This is a genomic window from Lederbergia citrisecunda (assembly GCF_018343695.1).
GTDB lineage: Bacteria > Bacillota > Bacilli > Bacillales > Bacillaceae_C > Lederbergia > Lederbergia citrisecunda.
Window position 1 is genome coordinate 78,580 of sequence record NZ_JAGYPJ010000001.1, and the last position, 23,273, is coordinate 101,852.

Below are 23,273 nucleotides of genomic sequence, written 5' to 3' on the forward strand. Positions count from 1 at the left end.
TTTCTGCCAGGATATGGATGTCCTAGGTTATCCATTTTAAATGGTTTGAGAAATTTTGAATAAAACTAACTCATTAAAAAGGATAATGTAAAGACAAAAATTCTTGAATAAGTTGGAAAAGAGGAAATTATTTTGAGTACAACTACAAAGACCAAACGTAAACAACTTGTTATGGTTTCACGAGCATTAATAGTAATTATTGGTGGAATTATTACAGCCTATGGACTAGAAGCAGTATTAATTCCAAACTATGTATCAGACGGTGGTGTGACAGGTCTGAGTATAGTTGGTTCACAATTATTTGGATTACCCCTGGGACTCTTCATTGCATTATTAAATATCCCATTCGTATTTTTAGGATATAAACAAATCGGTAAAAGTTTTGCTATTTATTCAGTTATAGGTATAGCCTCACTAGTAATCAGCACTAGCCTTATGCACCATGTACCAACCATTATTCAAGGTGATACATTGTTAGTAACTGTTGTTGGTGGTATTATCATTGGTTTTGGGATGGGATTAGCCTTACGTAATGGCGGTGCACTAGATGGAATTGATATGTTGGCCGTACTACTTTCCCGAAAATTACCTTTTGGGACGAGTGATTTAATCCTTTTTTTGAATATGTTTGTTTTTATTGTTGTATCAACTGTATTCGGTCTTCAAGGAGCTATTTTATCAGCTATTGCTTATTTTATCGCATCTAAAGTTATTCACATTGTAGAAGAAGGATTAAGCGGCTTGAAAACCTTTAAAATTATTACAACTCAACCTGAATTAATGGTTGAAACTATACGTGACAGATTAGGTCGTGGAGCAACATATCAACTTGCTCTAGGGGGTTATTCTAATGAGCAATTTAAGGAAATTACTTGTGTCATTAACCGGTTGGAAGAAAGTAAAATGAAAGAAATCATTAATGAAATTGATCCAAAAGCATTTGTAGCGATATACGAAGTATCAGAAGTTAAGGGTGGTAATTTCAAAAAGCATGATATTCATTAATTTATTTCTTTCTGTTTTTGGTTACCTATAACAATTACTGACTGGATCCAATAGTAGATCCAGTCTTTTCTTTTGTCCAATATTCCTTCAATCCCTTGTCAGTACTGAATCCAAGTGGAAGAACAGGAGGAGAATAGAGAGGAGAGATCGAAGGATTACTACTCATTGTGACAATTATGATGAAAATAAAAATAATGGCAAGCACTACTCCTTAATGTTATTCATTTGTTCTTACTATGAACTCAAGGCAGTGGAGTACTAACTCATCGAAGATAAATAGTTAAGAAGTTCTTTTTAAAGTTTACTGATATTTAATTCGATTCAGAATCTAATTTATTTAACAGATGAACAAAGCTATAATTAGATTAAACAATCTGGAATGGCAGGGGAAAATATGATTAAGTAACAGAGTTAAGTGTACTAGTGAAGAAACATTTACGAGCCCTACCGTTAGCAAAGTTCCGCAATTAGAGACGGGTATACGAGTTTTGATTCGCCCTGCCTACGTCCCTTTTCGAACGATGGATTGAATAATAGAGAATTCAGCTATAAAAAGAATGTCAAAAGGGGGATACACATTTATGATCCCAGCAAAAATAGATTCCATGTCAATCACTACGATTAAAGAAAACGGCGTGGAATCTATCGTTGATTGGTTCGATCAGCATAAACAATCTTTCTATATACTTGGTTGGTCCTATCTTAGGAATCAGCAGCAAATAGAAGAGCTTTTTTACAGGTCCATTATAAAAGTACAGAAGGAATTGCCACGATTTAATCGAGAAACATCATTCGAAATGTGGGTAACATCTATTTTTATACATACATGCCGGGAACTTTCTGATGATAGAAGTTTACAAGTTTCTGAGGAAGGAGAACCACGTCAGGATTTATTAAAAGCACTCGATCAGTTGAAAGAGTATGAGAAAAAAGCGGTGCTTCTTACATATGTAATAGGAATTTCTCGAGAGGAAGCGGCACAGCTTCTCCAAGTTTCAGTGGAAAAGATGAAAGATCTTTTGTTTTCCGGAATTCAGTCACTTAGGAAAGAAATGGGATACGGAACATCCTTTGATGGCTGTAAGGAGTACCATAAGAATTACATCGATTACTTAGAAAGAACCCTAGATCGTTCGAAGAAGATTGATTTCGAGAAGCATATTTATCATTGCCAAGACTGTCAGGAGGATTTGGGCAACTTTCAGGATGTCATGTTAAATCTTCCTGAAAGGATGGAGGATTTCCATGTGCCATCTGGTTTCACGGAGAACGTCAAAGATAGGCTAGCTGTAAAGGAAAAGCACGAAAAACAGAAGACCAAGAAGCATAAAAGAATGGGATATGTTTTTGCTAGTATTATCGCGTTATTAATAGGTATAGAAGTTTTTACACACTCTTTTACGAATCTTTACTATACATGGACAGAAGAAGATCAGCAATTGCAAGCCTTTATACAACATGGCCTGGGGAAAAGGCTGAACATGGAAGCGGAAAGCAATGGGGTGAAAATTAAGCTCAAAAGCGTGATTGCTGATGATGTACAGACGCTTGTTTTTTATGAAATAGAAGATACAGTCAAAGAGAATCAATATATGATTGATAACGATGAGGGTGTTTCTATAGAGAACGAATATGAAATCATGAGTCATACAACATATCCAAGGTACTATCCTCCTGATCTTAAATCGGATCTAAATAATATAGAAAAGAATGTGTATCAAGGAAAGATAAGTCTGCGGCCACTTTTAAATGATAAAGATACGATAAAACTTAAGATAACAAAGCTTCACAAATTGATTCGTGATGACTCTGAACAGAATAATTTTATAAATTACGAAAACATGGAATATGAAACAGGGAAATGGAATTTTGAGATCTCTGTAACTAAACAGCCCTCTATTGAATATACGTTGGATGAAAAAACAGAAATCGAGGGGATTCCTGTTCGATTTGATAAACTAACGATTGCTCCAACAACGACGATTCTGCATTGTGCTTTTAATTATGAAATGCCAGAGAAGAGGATACAAAATCTTAATTTTGACAATCTAAAAGTGGACGATAAAATATTAAAAGCTGATTTATATGGTAACTCTTTTATAACTGAAAACGGTAATTGGATTTCTTTCCAAACATACTTTGACCCACTTTTTGGAGAAAAGCCAAAAGAGGTCAACGTTCAGTTCGAATCTGTTGATTTAATATATGAAGACAAAAAATTCATCGAGCTAGATGCTGCTCAGGCTTATCCTCAAACCTTTGAATATGCAGGCAGTACAATCTCCATCGACAAAGTGGAAGTTGGACAGCCTACCACTGTTGTCATAAGTAATCATGAAATCAAAAATCGAGCATATGATCGGTTTGAATTCCATGTTGTGACTGAGAACGAAAATGAAGTTAATTTAGTGGGGATGGATTCAGAAGGAGTGCTTGTTGATAAAAATGGGATTGTATACGATATGAATAAAAACCCATTCGTATATGAAGAAATCGAGCAGCCCCGTTATTTCTTTACAGTTCAAAGTATGGAGTTGGAAAATATCAACACTGAAGAGAAAGTGATTCCTAAAAGACTGGAGATTTATGAATACAGTACAACAAAATATTTGGATGATGTAGTGAAGACTTCGTTGGAATAATATTTATTGCTTACATACTATGTCCGAAAAGCTCTTCGTTTTAGAATCTTAGAGTAATCTAAGTATAAAAACTCAATAGAAACCTACTTTTTTCCACATACACTTAAGATACGTGGAGTGTGTGTGGTGGTTGATAGAGTTGAAATAGATTTGTATCAACATAGTTACGTGGATTTTTAGTAAAGATTGCAGTGAAAGGTGATTGTAACCTTGCTGGATGGCATAGAAGGTGAGTGCCAAATTGAATAAAAAATAATGATAAGGAATTCCTAACTACCTCGAATAATCATACAATCAGCATCTAAATAAAGAAGGCTTGGAAATAGCTCCAAGCCTAAAATTCTTCCTTCACTAACGTCCCTTTAGTTCAGTAACTTCAACAAAAAGAGCGTCAGTCCTTACAGATGCGAAGCTAATTTTTAACATCTTACATATTTGCGTTTGAAACCAAGCTTCCCTCTATCAATTTCTTTTTGAATACTTTCGAAAGCGTTTAGGAAACTGCTTTTTTTCTTGTCTCGTTTGACTTCTACTATACCTACTTCCTGTGCAGTCTCGACTGCCTTTTCATGTAACGGCAAATATGAAATCCCCACGGTGTATAGAAAATTATTCATAGCTGATTTCGTTCGCTCAGGTGAATCATGAATCGTATTTTTCACAATATTAAGCATATTGGAAATCTTACTTTCGAAAAATTCATTGTCTTTGCGATTTCCTAAAAGCCAACAGTAGCAACTCCAGCCCGCTGACATTTTCAGCTCTTCACCACTTGCAATCCATTTATCAGCAACTTCTTGTGCAATATCTGACTCTGATAAAGTTACCGCCACCACATAATCGGATAGCATGTAAAAATACGCTCCATCTATCCAACGGTCAAAATCCGACTCTGTCATGCCTTTGGGGTCTGCAATAATGCCTGCAAAATACATGGCATCGTAGTTGCCTGTCGCATAAAGCTCTTCAGCTAATCGTTGATTTATTTTTATTTTTTTTGCGATTGGTTTCATAGCGCCTGTAGCCACCCCAAATAGCGGCTCGTGCGCACCATTGGATATGTATATTTTTTTAGTTCGTTCCTTACCGAGAGCTTCAAGCTCCTGCATAACTGTTTCGAAATCCATAGTTATTGTACTTCCTTCCTTAATATTAAAGCCAATTTAATTGAATTTTTAGAGAGGAAATTCAATATAAAATCAAACTTTAAATGGTCAAAAATGAATACGAATGTAACGTAGTAATTCGAGTAAAATTGTATGACATTTTATCTTAAAAGTACTAATGCAATTATATTATTTTTCTATTTCCAACGTTCGAGTTTGTGTATGTTTTTTACAAATATTCCAGCAAGAAACTTTGGAAATCCCATCTCTATACATTTGTCTTTTACAAGCTGCTTCATTTCATTTACTGATATATCTTTTTGCGTAAACTCTCCATTTTGATAACAGTGCTTACAGTACATATTACTTTTTTCTAGATTTCTTTCGATCCCGCGATCCTCATTATTTTTTAAGGGCATTGCACAACTCTGGCATTTTTTATATATTTTCAAATAGATTCCTCTCTTTTCTCGTGACTATATTTTATTAAGATGGACCTGACTCCCAGGTGTGCATTAGTATTCCTATTCACTTATTTCTCCAAATAGTCAATTAACGAATCTAAATCTTTTGCACAGGCTTTTTTAAAAGTTCCCGATATCATTTTACCAAAAAATTTAGATAATCCAGTAAGTCCATTTATTTCTCCATTCAAAGAAATCTCTGTATAATTATCTGTTGAAGTAAGTATGTAAGTAAACACAAATTCTCCTTTTCCTGTTGTTCCTTTTGTTCCATCACAACGAAGAACAATCTTATCAGGTTCATTAAGCTCTACTACTTCAAAATGTTCAGAAGCCTCTTTTCCAAACATCTTTCTTGTTTCCTTCCACTGACTCCCTACTTTTAATGGGCCTTGGTCCAATCGCTTTATTCGAACTAATCCATTCATCCAGTGTTTTGCAGAATCAAGATCTAGCAAACCAGTGTACGCTTTTTGCTTGGATACCTGAACAGTCCTTATTACTTCAAAACAAATACTCAAGCTGTTCCCTCCTATGAAATCTACCCTTTTAAAGAATAACACGAAACCTTATCTAAAACATTAATCCAATTCAGAATTATCAATAATTAAATTCAATGTGAAATCAGTGCGGGAAATCGTTAATGAAGCAAATACATAGCTATTAAATCTAATCAAGGAAATATCTGACATGCAGATAGAATTACATAGATAAGAAATTTGATTTTGACTTTTGAACAAAACAACAAACCTGATATAAATAAGTTAAAGATTTTAATTTGGTTGGGTTTGAAAGCTGTGGAAATAATAGAGCATTATATTAGGAATAAAGTAAGAGGATAGGTATCCTAAGGAAAGAAATGGAGTAGATAATTAGAATGTTTGCTGGGAAATATGGATAAATTAGGAAAGCTTTATGTTTATTTGAAAATTAGCGAAGTAAACCAAAATATATTAAATTGCCATCACCATCCAAGCCATTGTGAAGCTATGGCGTTGATTGTCTTAAGGAAAGTAAGAAGAGACTGAGAAATCATGAAAAATTTCATGGTTTCTCAGTCTCTTTTGTTGTAATTTTAACTTTTGAGGTTCATGAAATTCATTTGAATAACTGGTTTTACCAGTTATTTTTTTAATAAAATAATCAAAAATATAAATGTAATAATATCGTTTCAAAGGAGGCGTTTCAATTGATAAACAAGAAAATCATGTTAATAACACCTTTCATCATGCTTAGCCTTGTTGCATGTAATAATAATGCAAATAATGATAATAATGATCAAACCAAGGATCTTAATATCTCTAGTATGGCTACATCGATGTCTAGTAAGGATTATCCTCACACAAAAGCGGTTTTAACTCAACAGGCGAAATACGATTTTGTTCCGATAGAGCCTGGAAATCAATTTCAATTTCAAGTGGAGGCCCCTGATATTAATTTCGGTCAAGCGCCAAATCAGCAGCAAGATCAAACGGGTGTACCACCGATTTCTCAGCAAGTACCACAATGGCAGCAAAGACAAGCAGCTCCACCACCAAATTATCAACAAGCACCATCACAGCAACAAGGACAAGCGGCTCCACCATCAAATTATCAACAAGCACCAACACAACAGCAAGGGCAAGCTCCTAAAGCGCAAACACAGCAACCGGCACCAACACAGAAACAGCCGGAAAAAGCACAAACTACTGGAATTAGTAAAGCAGCACAACAGGTGATTGATTTAACGAATGCAGAGCGAAGAAAAAATGGCTTGCCTGATTTAAAAGCTGATACACAATTAAGTAATGTTGCCCAAAAAAAATCTGAAGATATGCAACAAAAACATTATTTCTCACATACGAGTCCTACTTACGGGTCTCCATTCGACATGATGAGAGACTCAGGTGTGACCTATCAAAGTGCAGGGGAAAACATCGCACAGGGACAACAAACCCCTCAAGAAGTCGTTCAATCATGGATGAATAGTGAAGGTCACAGAGAAAATATATTAAGTAAAAACTTCACCAATATCGGAGTTGGTTATGAGCAGACTGGTAAACATTGGACTCAAATGTTTATTGGAAAGTAAAATTCCGAAATTGGAATTATTAAAAAAGTGGGACAAGGAATAACCCTTATCCCACTTAATACTGGAAAATTAGTTTGAAGAATGAGCAATTGAATTGGCATTATCAATAATCTTATGGGAGGTCTCGGGTCTCTTATTTTAAATCGTCCACCCATCATTCACGATTGCAACTAACTTCCACATACCATTTTGGTCTTTTTCAAATACGAGTATAATGCTTTCTCGGTCCATTCCGTCATTTTCTTGCGTACCTTCTAGAAAGTACTCGACCGTTTTTGATTGAGGGAAGATATCCTTAATATTGTTTTTAATATTGCCGCGTTCCTTTAAATCATCAACTAATACTAAGCCATCTTTTATGAATTTTTCTGCAGAAAGGAATTTTGCAAAATATTCACTAGTTGTAAGCTCGATTTCCTCCCCTTTGCCATCGTAATATCCCCACAAGTATTTGTTTTTGTCATTTAATAAATCGCTAATTTCATTCTTATGAAAAACGACAGATTCTTGGTTGATGAATACATAAGGTGAAAACAAAAGACCTTTTTCTGAATGGACATAATCTGATAGATTCACCATATCCAATTTATCAATTTCTTCCATAATGGCTTGAGCGGTTTCCTGTAGGACAACTTCTTCATCAAGATTTGGTGTCTCCACTTTGCTTATTAGCCAATTATCATCAATATTTTGAAAGTGATACGTTAATAAAACATGGCCAAGGGTGAGGGAATCTTGTTCCTGGATAACTATATATTGATCATCCTCGACTTTCGTAACTGTAAAATCTTTTTCTGATAACCAAGCTGGACCACTCTTTGGAATTATAAATACATTCCCGTCTTTTTCCGTAAAATAAGAGTCAACAATGGATGCGGCAAATTCCTCTGTCAACACTCCAGTAAAGGATTGTTGAATTTCAGCTTTAGAAGCAAAGGATGTGATTTTTTCATTATTTTCTTCTGCTTCTTTTGCAAAAGAATTAAATAATTGCTTGTATTTGCTCGTTAATTCCCTCGCTTTTTCGGCATTAAATTCAGACATATTTTTTATAGGAGGATTTTGTGTTTTATCTGGACCCTGATTGGACCCATGATTTTTAGAATCTATATTATCATTCAAAAAGTGGCCATCAATCATCGTAAAAGTGAAAAATACAACTAAGGAAAATGCAACTACTCCTGCAAAGCTTGCAAGTAATTTTTTCATCATGCTTGCTTTCCTTTCTTTCTGTTCATATTGAATAACGGTTTTCATTAACTGTTTGTGAATGTGCTCTTGGCTTGATTTGTTTAACTGAAAGGATGGTAAGTCACGAAGCTGTTGTTCCATTTCTTTTTGATTAGAGTTCGTCATTTAAATCCCCACCTTGTAGCTTTCTTAGTGACTTCAGTGCCCTGGAATAAGTACTTCTCACTTTCTCTTCTTTCCAATTAAGAATTTCGGCAGTCTCTGAAACCGTCATATCTTTTATACCTCTTAGTAAAATCACTTCGCGGTAATTACTTTTTAACATCTGAATTGCATTATATAATGCTTGTTTTTCTTCATTTTGTAAGAAAAATTTTTCAGGTGAATCCCCGTCAATACTAATCAATTGTTCATCGAATGATAAATTCCTTTTTTTATTTCTTTTTCTTGCGTCATCAATTGCAACATTACGAGCAATACTGATTATCCAAGTTTTTGGACTAGATTGTCCTTTATATGATTTCAACCCCATTATTACTTTAATAAAAACCTCTTGCACTAAATCTTCTACATCTGTAGACCCGGTATAATAAACTAAATAGTTGTAAACGTCATTGCTATATAGATGAAACCATTCGGATATGATTATGTTACTTTTTGACATTCCACCGTCCCCCGTCTTCGATTTCACTAATTAGACGTATAAGAATACTGCTTATGGCACAGTAAATAAAAAATTCCTTAAAAATGGACTTTTATATAAGCTGAATTCATTTTCGTAACGCTCAAATACGAGAATGAAAAGTGACAAACTTAGGATTTAGTACTTATATGCAGCATATACCACATCTTTTTTGAGAAGAAGAGGCAATTTACTATTCGAAATCCATTCAATAAATGTATTTTTCTCAGTATTATAATGTATATCTTTTAATTACACGGCCCTATATCTTTCCTGAATCTCTTCCAATCGTTTTTTCCTTGCAAGCATTTCTTCATCGAATTCAATATTTATTTCATTTTCATCTTTGCAGAACCAATATGGTAGTGATTCCGTACGAAGCTGCTTTCGAAAGATTGTTTTATTTCTACCGGCATGCGCTCTGTTTGTAATCAATACTTTATATGCGTATTTCCAAGCGTAAATAGACTTCTTCGCAGTATGTTCAATGGCAGCCATGATTTGCGACAGCGGAAAGGACTGGCAGGCTTCCTTCAATTCTTTCTTTTGATCTTCTTTTAATGGAAAAAAGTTAAGTTCGTTCAACCTGTTTTCTATATCTTTATATTTTTGCTCTGTTTCTGGTGACAGGCTTTGTTCGTTAGTATGACTGGTTTCAGTATGTGTAGACAACTCCGCAATGTTTTCTAAGTTCTTTTCATTTTTTAAGAAGAACTCCTTCTTTTTAGTGTTACAAATGCAGTACCAGTTGGTTCTGTCATAACGATGTTTGCCGTGTTGTTCAATTTTAATAAATCCCATTTTATGTAGTGAGGTAAAGATTCTTTTAATCGTAGTAGTAGACCAAAAAGGAAAAATCTCTTGCCACTGCTCATATGTCATTGAGACCCAACGTTCTCCATCCAATAAGATTCCATTATCATCAATACATTTTGCGAGTTGTTGAAAAACAATACTCTCATTTAACCCAATTTTAATAGCTAAGTTCGGTGATAATTCTAATCTATCAATTTTGTTCATTCGATTTGTCAATTTAATCCCTCCACCCTCTATATAGGGAAAAGGAGGTCAAAAGGACACCCTTAATAAAAAATTATTTAAATTATGGTTTATTCAGCTTTTTTAAAGATCAAAATTCATAAAGAAGAGACCAAGTTGGATGATTCGAAAAGTCAACAAATATTCTCATGTATTAGTTAAATTGAGGGGAGGAACGAAGCAAATATTATCCTTCTCCTTTTTAATTGTTTAATAGAATTTAAATCTATTTTTTGGTAAAATATTCTCAATTTATTGTTTCATAGGTTATATGTTGCGGAGGGAATATAATGTTTGTACATAAAATTGATGAGGAATTATCTTTAAAATTAATTGATTTAAGGGACAGGGAAAGGATTTTTGAATTAAGCAATCATTCAAGAGAGTATTTACGTGAATGGCTGCCTTGGCTAGATACTACAACAAAAGTGGGAGATACAGCAGAATATATAAAAATGTGTTTAAAAGGTTTTGCTGAAAATAATAGTCTGACTACCGTTATTTTGTTTAAAGGAAATATCGTTGGAGTTGCTAGCTTTAATAGTATTAATTGGTCAAACAATACAGCATATATTGGCTATTGGCTTGGGGAAGAGTATCAAGGAAATGGCATTATGACTAGGGTTGCTAGGGCATTAACGGATTATGCTTTTTCGGAATTAAAATTAAACAAAGTGGAAATTAGGGCTGCTGTAGAGAATAAAAAAAGTAGAAGTATTCCCGAAAGACTAGGTTTCGTAAATGAGGGCTGTATTAGAAGAGCCGAATGGTTATATGACCACTATGTAGATCATGTTATTTATGGAATGCTAGCTGATGAATGGAATAAATAGTCCTTTCCATGTAGAATGGAACGAATGCATAGATATCAACTGAAAAATAGTAGAACTTCCTTTATCGAATTAATATTTTGAACATCTAGTAAAAATAATTGTTTGTCTTGATATTTTGAAAAAAACAATATGAATCAGAAGTTCGATACAAAAATCATATGTGCTAATGCTTAAATAGGAATAACCTCATTGTTAAACAATTTCCAAGATAAAATAAGAACATGGAAGAAAGTAAGCAGTGTTAATATAACACTGTTTTTCTCTATTCATAAGCAAAGTTCTATGGATATAGATAATTTGCAAGGCTTCCTTTATTACTGGTCGTAATGTTTTTTTAAAATAATAATCCTCATCGATGATTTTGTTAGTAACTATCACCTTTTCTTTATTATCTATCTAAATCCCATTTTATTTAAAAATTCCCATTAATAATAATAGTATTGTAATATAATAAAAAGTAAGTATAATTTTACTTACAAGAAAATTAAATGTCTTAATGGCGTGGAATGAGAATGGGGTGTCCATAAATAAGAGAAATTATTTCTAAATGAAACCGCTTTAATATTTAGATGAACTTTTGAAGGTCTCTAGCAATAAAGTTGATATTATCTCCATTTTATAATTATCTACGATTTTATCCGTATCCGCAATATAACAAGTAGGGGGAGCAACTATGAAAAATCTACTGAAAAAGTGGAATCGCTTGAGTCTAGTAAAACAAATCATTGTAGGTCTGATTATTGGTATTATCCTAGCTTTAACGATCCCAGAAGTAGCAAAACCTATTGTCATTTTTGGTTCTTTATTTGTAGGTGCTTTGAAAGCGATTGCACCTGTGTTAGTACTCTTTTTGGTTATGTCGGCCATCGCTCAACATAAGAATGGTCAAAAAACGAATATGAAATCTGTTATCATCTTATACCTTTTAGGAACATTTTTAGCTGGATTAATCGCTGTAATTGTAAGTTTTATTTTTCCCGTAGGTTTAACACTTACAAAGGGTGCGGAGGGTGTGACGCCTCCTGAAGGTGTTGTTGAGGTACTTAAAACATTACTATTGAACGTAGTTGATAACCCCGTAAAGGCAATTTTTAATGCGAACTATATCGGTATTTTAGCTTGGGCAGTACTTCTTGGTTTGGCTTTAAAAAATGCAGCTGATTCGACAAAAACAATGATTTCAAATGTTTCTGATGCTATTTCCAAAATGGTTACATGGGTGATTAAGTTAGCACCATTAGGAATCATGGGTCTAGTATTTGAGTCAATTACGACAAGTGGACTCGGCGCTTTACTAAGCTATGGTAAATTACTTGCTATATTAATTGGGTGTATGCTCTTTGTGGCGTTGGTTGTTAATCCAATCATTGTGTTTGTAGTGATTAAGCAAAACCCTTTCCCGCTTGTTTTTAAGTGCTTAAGAGAAAGCGCTATTACAGCGTTCTTTACGCGTAGCTCAGCTTCAAACATTCCGGTAAATATGAAATTATGTGAAAATCTTGGTTTAAATAAAGATAGTTATTCAGTTTCCATACCGTTAGGTGCAACGATTAATATGGCTGGTGCAGCTGTTACTATTTCTGTTTTAACTCTTGCAGCGGTTCATACTCTTGGAATACAAGTGGACTTACCAACTGCAATTATTCTCAGCGTATTGTCAGCAGTATGTGCTTGTGGTGCTTCTGGGGTTGCTGGCGGATCATTATTGCTAATCCCTCTAGCTTGTAGCTTATTTGGAATCTCGGCTGATGTTGCTATGCAGGTAGTTGGAGTAGGCTTTATCATAGGTGTTCTACAAGACTCTTTTGAAACGGCACTTAACTCTTCTACTGATGTTCTGTTCACAGCAGCTGCTGAATATAAAGAGTGGCGTAAAGAAGGAAAAAAAATAGATTTCACCAAAATAGGATAGATAAGATATTCTATTTGAACTGCACTTCCATTGTTAGATTGGCGGTGCAGTTTTTTTATGGAAAAATAAAACAAAGATTAGTTGTTATTGGTGAATATTTAACTAAGGAAAGTCATAAAAATGACATTCAGGTGAACTTAGAAACGATTGTTAGAAACAGTCGTGTTGTTGAATTGGAGCTTCATGTTTTTAGATAGAGCATTTATTTTGGTAAATCTGAAGTAATCGTAAATCTTATATGTTCATTTAAAAAAAGTAACTATTTGATTTTAGAATAGGAAAATCAAGTAATCCTGAAATAAAGAAATAACTGGACTCTTTTCGTCTAAGGTATTTATCGCCAATAAATGAAAGTGAATAAGAGAATGAATGTAAAGGGAGGAGCCGTCTTAGTGAACCCACACAAAATCATCATTACTAAATATGATCCCCAATACGCTGAACAAACCGTGAGAATGTGGCGAGATAGTAAGGAACAGGCTATTGGTCAGAAAGAAATTCATAGTTTTGATAATCATATATATTTTTTGAATCAAATTTTATCCGAAGAGTTTCAAATAGATTTAGCGTTAATGGATGGAAAAGTAGTGGGAATGATTGCCTTTACTAAAATGGAAATCAGTCAACTTTATATTCATATCGATTATCAAGGAATGGGTATAGGTCAAACATTACTAGATAGGGCAAAAGCGCACTCAAGTGGAAGAATAACGTTATTTACATTTGAAGTAAATGAAAAAGCACATCGATTTTATGAAAAGCACGGGTTTAAAATCATTGGTAGAGGATATGAAAATGAAGAAAATTTACCGGATAGGCAGTATGAATGGGTATCTAAAGATATTTCTTAAAACATGGAAATGGGGGAGGAGAGTGTTGACTTGGTGCCCAATCCCAGGTAGTAAAAGAATCATTTATAATTGGTAAAACAAATAAAAGAGAAGCTTCGGATGACTCTAAATTTTTTTCGGAAGGAATTTGAACAGGGAAAGTAGAAGAACAAACTAAGATAATTCATGTTGAATAAAGTTAAGATTTATTGTGTTAACAGCAGTTGTAATGGACTTATACATACTAATCAAAATAAGCTTACGAAAGGAAGATGGTCATTGAGTACACCCTTAAGCGTTGTGAATTGGATAGAAAAAAGTGAAATTCTAGATGATTTAATTAATCATGAAGACACTTTAACCTTACATCCCATGAATCAAGGATATGAAGCAGAAGTCATAAAAATAGATTCAGATAATGAGAGTTTTGTACTAAAAGTATGGAATAAGAGATCCAAACCTGATATTCGTTTTCAATATCATTTATTGAATGTCCTTTTTGAAAGAGAATTATCCGTATCTAAGCCTATTGGTTGGGGGATAGATCAAAACTCAGACAAGGTATTGTTAACAACTTTTGATGGGGAGCCTGTTCTTAAAGTAAATAACAAGAAAATGATTGATTTTGCATACATATTATCAACTTTACATCAAATTAACATTGAAGATAAAGGAACGATCCAACTTCCAAAGTACGATTTCGTAGACTATTTTTTTCCTGAACTTAACAAACATCCTGACATACACAACGCCGTAAGTTCTTTAGTTCATCTAATACATATAAAACAGGAACGTATTATTCATGGTGATTTTCATCTAGCCAATATTTTGGAAGAGAATGACCGATACAATGTTATAGATTGGACGAATGGACAATTGGGTGATCCTCGATATGATTTTGCCTGGTCATTTACTTTGAAAAGAATATACATCTCGGAACGACTTGCACAAGTGTTTCGTTCTAGTTATCTATTGAATAATGACATTCCAAACGAAGACTTAGAAGTTTTCGAATCATTGGCTTGCCTCAGATGGATCTTACTAAGTAGAAGCGGAGGTACACCCATAGGGCCAAATACGATGAAGCGGGTGAAAAGTTTAATTGGAAATAATCCATTCTTACAAGGTGTGGATATTAAGGATTTAGATAAATAAGTATTAGTTAATTATTGTCGGATTTTCAATATATGCAAACTAGCTAGTAATTTGTGAAATTCAATATAAGTTAGAACCATAAATCATATCGTATACAACTAAAAATTGTGAGCATTGTAAACTGCAATTACTTTGTTATCATTCGTTTTTGTCAAATAATATTAAAAGTGAAGATTGTAATAGAATCCCTCAAATATATGTTTGAGGGATTTATTTATTATGGGGGCTAAAACTATTCAATTTAATACAAGATGAATAACGATCTTCTTCAAAATATATAGCGTTATGTAGGTGCAATTGACAAAATAAACTTGCTAAATCAATTCTTGAATAAGCCAAAGAATTATAATTTTCTCTGTCATTCAGTTTAAAAAATAACTGGACAACCAAATGTTCCATTATTTTTTCAATATAACTTACTTGACGCAATTTACACACTTATGTATACTTACTTACGTAAAGTAACCTGATTGTATAGAGAGGAGAAAAAATGTAATGAATAACGAGTTAGGCAAGCTAGTATTACGTTTAGCTTTAGGTATTATTTTCTTTATTCATGGAGTAGTAAAGTTTCAAGGAGGTATCACGAATACTGTCGGCTTCTTTGATAGTATTGGAATTCCAGGATTTTTTGCTTATGTCGTTGCACTGATCGAACTAATTGGTGGTGCTGCGTTGATATTGGGTATAGGGACACGAATTGTATCTATATTATTTGCTGTAATTATGTTAGGAGCCATTTTTACTGTCAAACTTTCGGTAGGATTTCTTGGGAATGGAGAAATGGCCGGGTATGAACTTGATTTAATTTTACTTGCTGCATCTATTTATTTTGTCATAGCAAGACAATCTGCATTATCACTTGATTACAAGTTATTTCGTTCAAAAGGAAATTAGTCGATAAGGAGGGTTATAGTGACATTTCATGTTAAGCCAACTACTTTTGTAGGTCATGTAACAATTAAAGTAGAAGACTTGGAGCGTTCTCTTCAATTTTATCAGGAAGTGATTGGTTTTAAAGTTTTAGAACAAACGAATTCAACTGCCAAGTTAACGACTGATGGAAAAACTAGTATCTTGTCTCTAGAAAAGCCAGAGAATGTGATTCCAAAACAAGCAAGAACGACAGGATTATATCATTTTGCACTTCTTTTGCCGAATCGTTCGGATTTAGCGAATATAGTTTTTCATTTTATTGAAAAAGGGGTCCGAGTCGGGTCATCTGATCATCTTGTCAGTGAGGCTCTTTATTTATCTGACCCAGATGGAAATGGGATTGAAATTTATATCGACCGTGATCCTTCCGAATGGGACTGGAGTAACGGAGAAGTAGCAATGGCAGTGGATCCTTTGAATTTTCCAGATTTGCTATCAAGCGGAAAACAAGGAACTTGGAATGGACTGCCTGCTGGTACGGTAATGGGACATATCCATTTACATGTTTCAGAATTAGTTAAGACGGAAGAATTTTATACAAAGGGACTTGGTTTTGAAGTAGTAAACCGTTTTGGAGACCAGGCACTTTTTATTTCTTCTAATAAATATCATCATCATATTGGCCTAAATACATGGAACGGTATAGGGGCACCGCAGCCACCAAAAAATGGTGTTGGGCTTGAGTCGTTTACATTGATTTTCCCAGATGAAGAAACTCGTAACAAGGTGGCCGCCAATTTGAAGCAAATTGGTGCAATTATTGAGGAAGAAAACGATGTTTTTATCACTTATGATCCTTCTGGTAATGCAATTTCATTGATGTTTTAGCTGAATTGAGGTGTGATATGGAATCGGGAAAAGGAATTGAAATTGGACTGTACACGCTCGCAGATATCGTTCCTAATCCTCATACAGGAACAGCCATTAGTGCCGGACAGCGAATAAAGGAAATCATTCAAGCAGCAAAGCTTGCTGATGGGGCTGGGCTTGATATCTTCGGTGTTGAAGAGCATCATCGGTTAGACTATGCGGTGTCAGCCCCTCCGGTTGTTTTAGCAGCTATTGCTCAAGCAACCGAACGAATTAAATTAACAAGTGCCACTACCGTATTAAGCACAGTTGATCCAGTTCGTTTATTTGAGGACTTTGCTACCTTGGATTTGATTTCGGATGGGCGTGCTGAAATCATAGCAGGTCGCGGAGCGTTTGTGGAATCCTTTCCTCTTTTTGGATTCGACATCAATGACTACGATGCATTATTTGAAGAAAATATGGAGCTTTTATTAAAAATAAATGAGAATGAGCGAATTTCATGGTCTGGTCGCTTTCGCACACCATTAAACAATGCTGAAATCGCTCCTCGTGCATTACAAAATAAGTTGCCAATCTGGGTTGGTGTTGGCGGTACTCCGGAAAGTGCAGCTCGTGCCGGTAGATTAGGGGTTGGAATGGCGATGGTCATTCTCGGTGGAGAGCCAAGACGGTTTAAGCATTTGGTTGACCTTTACCATAAAGCTGGTATGGAATCGGGACATCAAGATCAACTAAACGTAAGCGTAACGGGGCATGGGTATATTGCAAAAACAACTCAACAGGCTAAGGATGAATTTTACCCTTTTTACTCCAATTACTGGACTTACGTAAACCGACAGCGTGGAATGAGTTTTAAAATGACACGTGAAGACTTCGAGGAAATGACGAGGCCAGAGACAGCGTTGTTTGTTGGAAGTCCGCAGCAAATAGTTGAAAAAATTCTTTATCAATATGAGCTATTTGGACATAGACGTTTCATGGCTCAGATGGACATAGGAGGAATACCCTTTGAAAATGTAGCACAGGCCATTGAGCTTTTAGCTACAGAAGTAGCTCCTGTTGTCAGAAAAGAAACAAGTAAATAAGTATAAATAGGTAGGTGCAACAATGGGTTTTTTACAAAAATTATTTAGAAAACAACCAAATCATGAAGAAAAGGCAACTGAAAAATTAAACATTGGAATTATTTTAGGAAGTACACGCCAAGGTCGCGTAAGTCCACAAGTAGGTAAATGGGTGAAAGACATTGCGGATAAACGTGGAGATGCCAATTATGAAATCGTCGATATTGCTACGTTTAATTTACCTTTCTTAGGGACAAGCGATGGTACAGAACCGGGAATAGTTGCTTGGAATGAGAAACTTGCGAATTTGGATGGATTCGTATTTATCGTTCAAGAATATAACCACAGTATTACAGGAGCTTTAAAAAATGCACTTGATTTCGCACGCGAAGCATGGAACGACAAAGCAGCGGGGTTTGTAAGCTATGGCTCTACAGGTGGTGCACGTGCAGTAGAACATTTGAGAGGAATTTGTGGTGAACTAAAAGTGGCAGACGTTCGTACACATCCAACCTTGTCATTATTTCTAGATTTTGAAAATGGTACTGACTTCAAACCTCGGGATATGCATCTAGACAATGTGAATGAAATGCTAAGCGACGTTGTGGCTTGGGGTAGTGCATTTAAAAACATAAGATAAAAACAATGAAGTGTTAGTATCTAAATGTTTTTGAATCATTAGCTTGCCTGAGATGTTCCAATGATTGATAATCAATATGATGTGGAACAATAAAAAACCGATAGATAAAAGTGGACATTAATTTAACATAATGGAAGAGCCGATATTCCTAAATGCTTAGGAAATCGGCTTTTTTCATCCAGAAATAGTCTCAAAAAAATCCACGTTTTGTAGCAGGATTTTGGGTATTAGCCCCTCGTTATTACCGTTTTCTTCTTTTGACCGGCCGCCCCATATACCCTAGTAATTTCTATTTGGGTCGAAAAAAAGGGAGCTGTGTCCGCAACTTCGTTTATAAACCATTTTTTAAACTTCTATGCACTTTTACGTCATTCCTATATGAATCCTCTATGTTTTCAACTTGGTAAGTAAAAAAAGGCTTCCTTTCACCTTTCATTGTGACGAAATCTATTTTCGGAATTTCGTTACAGCGAATAAAACCAAATCCCACCGTCTAGCCCAAACAGCCAGAGTAGTAGTTTTAGTACAAATAACATAAAGGGGCTAAGGGAAATTTCCTCCTGACCCATCCAAATAATTCACATGGAACTTACTCGCTTTTTCTTTTATTTTCATATATTAATATCAATTACCACATATTCAAATACTTGGAGTGTGGAATAGGGGGCACTGTAACCTAAAAAAATTGTGTTGGGATTAATTAATTTACACTGATTTTCTCAGATAAGTAACTCGAAATAAGTAGCTAAATAGAAAAAATTTGGTGCAACTTTTCAGAAGGGAAGACGATGGATTAATACTCATGCCCCTTCTGGTAATGAAAAGAGGTATGTTATGGAATCTGGAAATAGTTTGAAACATACGGGATTTGAAATAGGTCTATACACGCTTGCGGACATCGCTCCTAATCCTCTAACTGGTAAAACAATTAGTTCCAGTCAACGAATAAAAGAGGTTATTCAAGCAGCAAAGCTAGCTGATGAGGCAGGGTTAGATATATTCGGAGTTGGAGAGCATCATAGGTTAGACTATGCGGTTTCCTCCCCTCAAGTTGTTTTAGCAGCTATTGCTCAAGCAACAAAACGAATTAAATTAACGAGTGCCACTACCGTATTAAGCACAGTTGATCCAGTTCGTTTATTTGAAGACTTTGCTACCTTAGATTTGATATCGGATGGACGTGCTGAAATCATAGCAGGTCGAGGAGCGTTTTTGGACTCCTTTCCCCTTTTTGGATTTGACATTAATGACTACGATGCATTATTTAAAGAAAATATGGAGCTATTTTTAAAAATAAATGATAGTGAGCGAATTTCATGGTCTGGTCGCTTTCGCTCGTCATTAAACAATGCTGAAATCTCTCCTCGTCCATTACAAAATAAGTTGCCAACCTGGGTAGGTGTTAGCCGCAATATAGAAAGTGCAGCTCATGCCGGAACTTTAGGGGTTGGATTGGCGATGGTTATTCTCGGTGGAGAGCCAAGATTGTTTAAGCCTCTGGTTGATCTTTACCGAATAGTTGGTATGGAATCAGGACATCAGGATCAGCTAAACGTATGCGTAACAGGACATGGGTATATTGCAAAGACAACGCAACAGGCAAAGGATGAATTTTACCCTTTTTACTCCAATTACTGGACTAACGTAAACCACCAGCATGGGAATAGTTTTAAGATGACGCGAGAAGATTTCGAGGAAATGACAGGTCCAGAGACAGTCTTGTTTGTTGGAAGTCCGCAGCAAATAGTTGAAAAAATTCTTTATCAATATGAATTATTTGGACATAGACGTTTCATGGCTCAGTTGGACATAGGAGGAATTCCGTTTAAGAATGTAGCAAGGGCCATCGAACTTTTAGCCACAGAAGTAGCTCCTGTTGTCCGAAAAGAAATTAGTAAATAAGTTTTATTATAATTACTAGAAAGTTTGCCGATTAAATTAAAGAGGGGAATTCCCCCTCTTTATCCATTACATTCCGTTTTATATTATCGACTTGAAAAGTAAAAAAATTTTCTCTGATAATGATTTTTTCCTTTACTTAAAATTCATTTGGAGAAGAAGGACAATGATACTTTTGCATTGAAGTATTGATACAGTTTGTTTTATTAAGTTAGTAATGCTTTTTTCTATAATTCAAGAAGAGGATTTTTCTTTGAAGATTAAATAGAGAGAAAAGTAAATAAACATATTAGGAGCTTGGCTTTGAATAGAAAGAAAAAATTGATAGCGATTTGTATTTTTATTTTTTCATTAGTTGTAATTAGCTTATTCCTACCTACATGGACACCAACTATTAAAGGGAAAAATAGTATTAGCACTTTGCAACAGGTAGAAATTAATGGAACTAAACTGGAAGTCATGATTAGAGGTAATGATCGATCTAATCCGATTATCATATTTGTTCATGGTGGTCCAGGTTGTTCCGAAATACCTTATGTTAGGAAGTACCAAGATTTACTCGAAAAGAATTTTACGATTGTTCATTATGACCAACGAGGCAGCGGGAAATCATATCATTTCTTTGAGGATTATTCAAATTTATCATCCGATTTACATGTAGATGACCTTTTAGAATTGACGGACCATATAAAAGAATTGTTGGGGCAAGAAAAGGTTATTTTAATAGGGCATTCATATGGTACATACATAGGAATGAAAGCAGCAAACAAAGCACCAAACAAATTTTCAATGTACATAGGAATAGGCCAGGTTTCTAATTCGGTTCAAAGTGAATTGGACAGTTTAAGCTATACAATAAATGAGGCAACGTTAGCTGGAAATCTGAAAGACGTAAAAAAACTTGAAAGCCTTCAAAACTCAATTGAAAATGGTGAAGTTCTTACACCAAGAAATTTAGTTCGAAAATATGGTGGAGCAGCAAGACTGATTAATGATAATATGGATTACTATTTAGGATTTCTCTTTAGTCCTGAGTATAATTTTCTTGATGCTGCTCGTTATATAAAGGGAGTTTCTCTCTCTCAGAAGATATTAATACCTGAGGAACGAAAACATGATATTACAAGTATAGTTGATAAACTGGAAATACCTTGTTTTATAGTCATGGGGAAATATGATTATATGACATCAGTAAATGCAGCAAAAACATACTTTAATGAAATAGAAGCACCTGTAAAAGATTTTGTAATTTTTGATGAATCCGCACATTACCCACAGTTTGAACAAAAAGAATTATTTGCAGATTGGTTAAATAATACTTTGGAAGAGTTTAATAATTAGCAAAGTAAAAAAAGTGGTCTTTGTAGGTGAGTGTACTTTAATAACCAAGCAGTATTTTTTCTAATTAAACTTAAGAGATAGATGTTGAGCTGATTTTACAAGTTAGAGAGTCAGCTCTATTTTTTTTGATTTTATTAAATGTCGACAATATATTTTCTGCACATACGCTTTCTGGAAGTATCACTCAAACATTTAGATAGAACAACAAAAGATCATTACATAAAAAAGGAAATTGAGCTAAACAGCCGAATTAATAAGCAAGTGAATGATTTGGAGATTACTAAATGTAGGAGGGGTTTTTTTATGAAACCAATTATTTATAACAGAGTGGACACCATTTTTATTCATGTTAGTAACTTAAAAGAATCGGTAAGATGGTATTCAAAATTATTTGGACTAGAATTTAAAGAATCGGATTACAAGGGACCTATTCATACGATAGATATGGGGCCAGGAAGACCTGGATTAACGTTAGACAATCATTGTTTTGACGAGGAATATAAATTCATGCCTTCAAACCAACCCCTATTTAATCTAAGTACTGATGATATTAATATTGCTTATAAACTTGTAAAAGATATGGGAGCGGAAATTGTAACAGAAATAGAAACATTCCCCAATCTTGCAGATTTTACGTTTAAAGACCCCAATGGAAATATCATAATGATTTGTACTTGTTTTACTTAATAAAGGTAGGTAAAGCTCTATTTTAAACTGATAGTTGATATTATTTACGACTAAAAGTATAATTTTTACAATTTATTCAAGAAAGTAAAATTAATATTTATTAGCGAAACGATGTATATGAATCATTAATAAGGTGGGATCCTCTATGTCGAAAAGATATACATTTGAGTGGAGTGGAAGTGAAATTCATTATGTAGATGAGATAAAAATAGAATCATGTAATCAAGTTCTTATAGGGAGGTATGGTGGCAATTCAAGTGCAGGTGCCAATAAAAATGAAGACGGTGCTTTAGTATGGACAGGTGTGGATTGGGAGCTGTCCATGATCTTGGATGGTCATGATAGTTCAGAGAGTGTGGACCTTGTTATTCATACCATCCAGAATGAATGGAAGAGTATTTCAGAGATTTTGAATAAACCTATAAAACATGTATTTCAATTATTAGAAATTCATTTACTATCAGTCTTCCAATCATCTGAGTTTATAAATGCCTGTCAAAATATCAAAGGAGAAACCGCCTGCCTCATTTGTGTTAGAAAGGAAAATTACCTATGGTGGTTTTCAGTTGGAGATTGTTTAGTATATCTGTTGCATGAAGAACTACATAATTTAGGTCAATATAAACTAAATCAGCGTCAATTTTATGAGTGGATTGGTTTTGTTAATACTTTTTCTCTACCCGTCCCTTGTTATTCTACTGGCATTAGGGAATTAAGACCTGGAAGAAACGTAATCCTAATGCTTACGGATGGAATATTGGAATGTGGGAAGGAGTATTATCAAAATGGTAAGAATATATATAAGGAGTTTTCTAATGATAGGGAAATAGAGAATGGTTTAAGGCGCATGTTACAACATGTTCATGAACATCTAGGCAGAGATAGTGGGACTATCATTTGTTGGGAGTGTAACAACACATTTTCTGCACGATATCCAAGTGATCTACCAAATAGGGATGAATAG

23 protein-coding genes are annotated in these 23,273 nt (G+C 34.6%); 16 read left to right on the top strand and 7 right to left on the bottom strand.

Annotation, left to right across the window (positions count from 1 at the left end):
* Positions 1-171 precede the first annotated feature (171 nt).
* Positions 172-1,005 (top strand): YitT family protein, encoded by an 834-nt coding sequence (locus tag KHA93_RS00350; protein ID WP_432806333.1) that lies wholly within the window; start codon positions 172-174, stop codon positions 1,003-1,005.
* A 34-nt stretch (positions 1,006-1,039) separates the two neighbouring features.
* On the opposite strand, the gene KHA93_RS00355 is transcribed toward KHA93_RS00350, so the two are convergent.
* Positions 1,040-1,210, bottom strand: a complete 171-nt coding sequence (locus KHA93_RS00355) for a hypothetical protein (protein WP_213108898.1) — start codon at positions 1,208-1,210, stop codon at positions 1,040-1,042.
* Between the two features lie 376 nt (positions 1,211-1,586).
* Between KHA93_RS00355 and KHA93_RS00360 the strand changes: the two genes are divergently transcribed.
* Positions 1,587-3,647: a DUF4179 domain-containing protein gene (locus KHA93_RS00360; protein ID WP_213108899.1), complete on the top strand. Its 2,061-nt coding sequence runs from the start codon at positions 1,587-1,589 to the stop codon at positions 3,645-3,647.
* 419 nt (positions 3,648-4,066) lie between these two features.
* On the opposite strand, the gene KHA93_RS00365 is transcribed toward KHA93_RS00360, so the two are convergent.
* From KHA93_RS00365 to KHA93_RS00375, 3 genes are all read right to left on the bottom strand, one after another.
* Positions 4,067-4,774, bottom strand: a complete 708-nt coding sequence (locus tag KHA93_RS00365) for a DNA alkylation repair protein (RefSeq protein WP_213108900.1) — start codon at positions 4,772-4,774, stop codon at positions 4,067-4,069.
* 176 nt (positions 4,775-4,950) lie between these two features.
* The gene (locus KHA93_RS00370) at positions 4,951-5,205 is read right to left on the bottom strand and encodes a zinc ribbon domain-containing protein (protein WP_213108901.1); all 255 of its coding nucleotides are present in this window, start codon (positions 5,203-5,205) and stop codon (positions 4,951-4,953) included.
* Positions 5,206-5,285: 80 nt separating this feature from the next.
* On the bottom strand, positions 5,286-5,738 hold the full coding sequence (locus KHA93_RS00375; RefSeq protein WP_213108902.1) for an SRPBCC family protein: 453 nt from the start codon (positions 5,736-5,738) through the stop codon (positions 5,286-5,288).
* 668 nt (positions 5,739-6,406) lie between these two features.
* Between KHA93_RS00375 and KHA93_RS00380 the strand changes: the two genes are divergently transcribed.
* Complete coding sequence (locus tag KHA93_RS00380) at positions 6,407-7,288, top strand: CAP domain-containing protein (protein WP_432806298.1); 882 nt, start codon at positions 6,407-6,409, stop codon at positions 7,286-7,288.
* A 138-nt stretch (positions 7,289-7,426) separates the two neighbouring features.
* Here the strand turns inward: KHA93_RS00380 and KHA93_RS00385 are convergent, their stop codons facing one another.
* The 3 genes from KHA93_RS00385 to KHA93_RS00395 all read right to left on the bottom strand — a co-directional run bounded on the left by KHA93_RS00385 (position 7,427) and on the right by KHA93_RS00395 (position 10,193).
* Positions 7,427-8,644, bottom strand: coding sequence for a hypothetical protein (locus KHA93_RS00385; protein ID WP_213108903.1), 1,218 nt, complete (start codon positions 8,642-8,644; stop codon positions 7,427-7,429).
* A complete protein-coding gene (locus KHA93_RS00390) occupies positions 8,631-9,143 on the bottom strand; it encodes an RNA polymerase sigma factor (protein WP_213108904.1) in 513 nt (170 codons plus the stop codon). Before KHA93_RS00390 ends, KHA93_RS00385 begins: the two co-directional genes overlap by 14 nt.
* Before the next feature lie 270 nt (positions 9,144-9,413).
* Positions 9,414-10,193 (bottom strand): hypothetical protein, encoded by a 780-nt coding sequence (locus KHA93_RS00395; RefSeq protein WP_213108905.1) that lies wholly within the window; start codon positions 10,191-10,193, stop codon positions 9,414-9,416.
* Positions 10,194-10,489: 296 nt separating this feature from the next.
* Between KHA93_RS00395 and KHA93_RS00400 the strand changes: the two genes are divergently transcribed.
* From KHA93_RS00400 to KHA93_RS00460, 13 genes are all read left to right on the top strand, one after another.
* Complete coding sequence (locus KHA93_RS00400) at positions 10,490-11,032, top strand: GNAT family N-acetyltransferase (RefSeq protein WP_213108906.1); 543 nt, start codon at positions 10,490-10,492, stop codon at positions 11,030-11,032.
* A gap of 673 nt (positions 11,033-11,705) precedes the next feature.
* Positions 11,706-12,944 carry a serine/threonine transporter SstT gene (gene sstT, locus KHA93_RS00405; protein ID WP_213108907.1) on the top strand — a complete coding sequence of 413 codons (1,239 nt, stop codon included), beginning with the start codon at positions 11,706-11,708 and terminating at the stop codon, positions 12,942-12,944.
* Between the two features lie 38 nt (positions 12,945-12,982).
* On the top strand, positions 12,983-13,141 hold the full coding sequence (locus KHA93_RS00410; protein ID WP_213108908.1) for a hypothetical protein: 159 nt from the start codon (positions 12,983-12,985) through the stop codon (positions 13,139-13,141).
* A gap of 195 nt (positions 13,142-13,336) precedes the next feature.
* Positions 13,337-13,795, top strand: a complete 459-nt coding sequence (locus KHA93_RS00415) for a GNAT family N-acetyltransferase (RefSeq protein WP_349772239.1) — start codon at positions 13,337-13,339, stop codon at positions 13,793-13,795.
* 258 nt (positions 13,796-14,053) lie between these two features.
* Positions 14,054-14,929 (top strand): aminoglycoside phosphotransferase family protein, encoded by an 876-nt coding sequence (locus KHA93_RS00420; protein WP_233710999.1) that lies wholly within the window; start codon positions 14,054-14,056, stop codon positions 14,927-14,929.
* Positions 14,930-15,424: 495 nt separating this feature from the next.
* On the top strand, positions 15,425-15,826 hold the full coding sequence (locus KHA93_RS00425; RefSeq protein WP_213108911.1) for a DoxX family protein: 402 nt from the start codon (positions 15,425-15,427) through the stop codon (positions 15,824-15,826).
* Between the two features lie 18 nt (positions 15,827-15,844).
* On the top strand, positions 15,845-16,693 hold the full coding sequence (locus tag KHA93_RS00430; RefSeq protein ID WP_213108912.1) for a VOC family protein: 849 nt from the start codon (positions 15,845-15,847) through the stop codon (positions 16,691-16,693).
* A gap of 17 nt (positions 16,694-16,710) precedes the next feature.
* Positions 16,711-17,763: an LLM class flavin-dependent oxidoreductase gene (locus KHA93_RS00435; protein WP_213108913.1), complete on the top strand. Its 1,053-nt coding sequence runs from the start codon at positions 16,711-16,713 to the stop codon at positions 17,761-17,763.
* A gap of 22 nt (positions 17,764-17,785) precedes the next feature.
* Positions 17,786-18,382: an NADPH-dependent FMN reductase gene (locus KHA93_RS00440; RefSeq protein WP_213108914.1), complete on the top strand. Its 597-nt coding sequence runs from the start codon at positions 17,786-17,788 to the stop codon at positions 18,380-18,382.
* An 834-nt stretch (positions 18,383-19,216) separates the two neighbouring features.
* A complete protein-coding gene (locus KHA93_RS00445) occupies positions 19,217-20,284 on the top strand; it encodes an LLM class flavin-dependent oxidoreductase (RefSeq protein ID WP_213108915.1) in 1,068 nt (355 codons plus the stop codon).
* 300 nt (positions 20,285-20,584) lie between these two features.
* Positions 20,585-21,622, top strand: a complete 1,038-nt coding sequence (locus tag KHA93_RS00450; RefSeq protein WP_213108916.1) for an alpha/beta fold hydrolase — start codon at positions 20,585-20,587, stop codon at positions 21,620-21,622.
* Positions 21,623-21,925: 303 nt separating this feature from the next.
* Positions 21,926-22,309, top strand: a complete 384-nt coding sequence (locus KHA93_RS00455; RefSeq protein WP_213108917.1) for a VOC family protein — start codon at positions 21,926-21,928, stop codon at positions 22,307-22,309.
* Positions 22,310-22,454: 145 nt separating this feature from the next.
* Positions 22,455-23,273, top strand: a complete 819-nt coding sequence (locus tag KHA93_RS00460; protein ID WP_213108918.1) for a PP2C family serine/threonine-protein phosphatase — start codon at positions 22,455-22,457, stop codon at positions 23,271-23,273.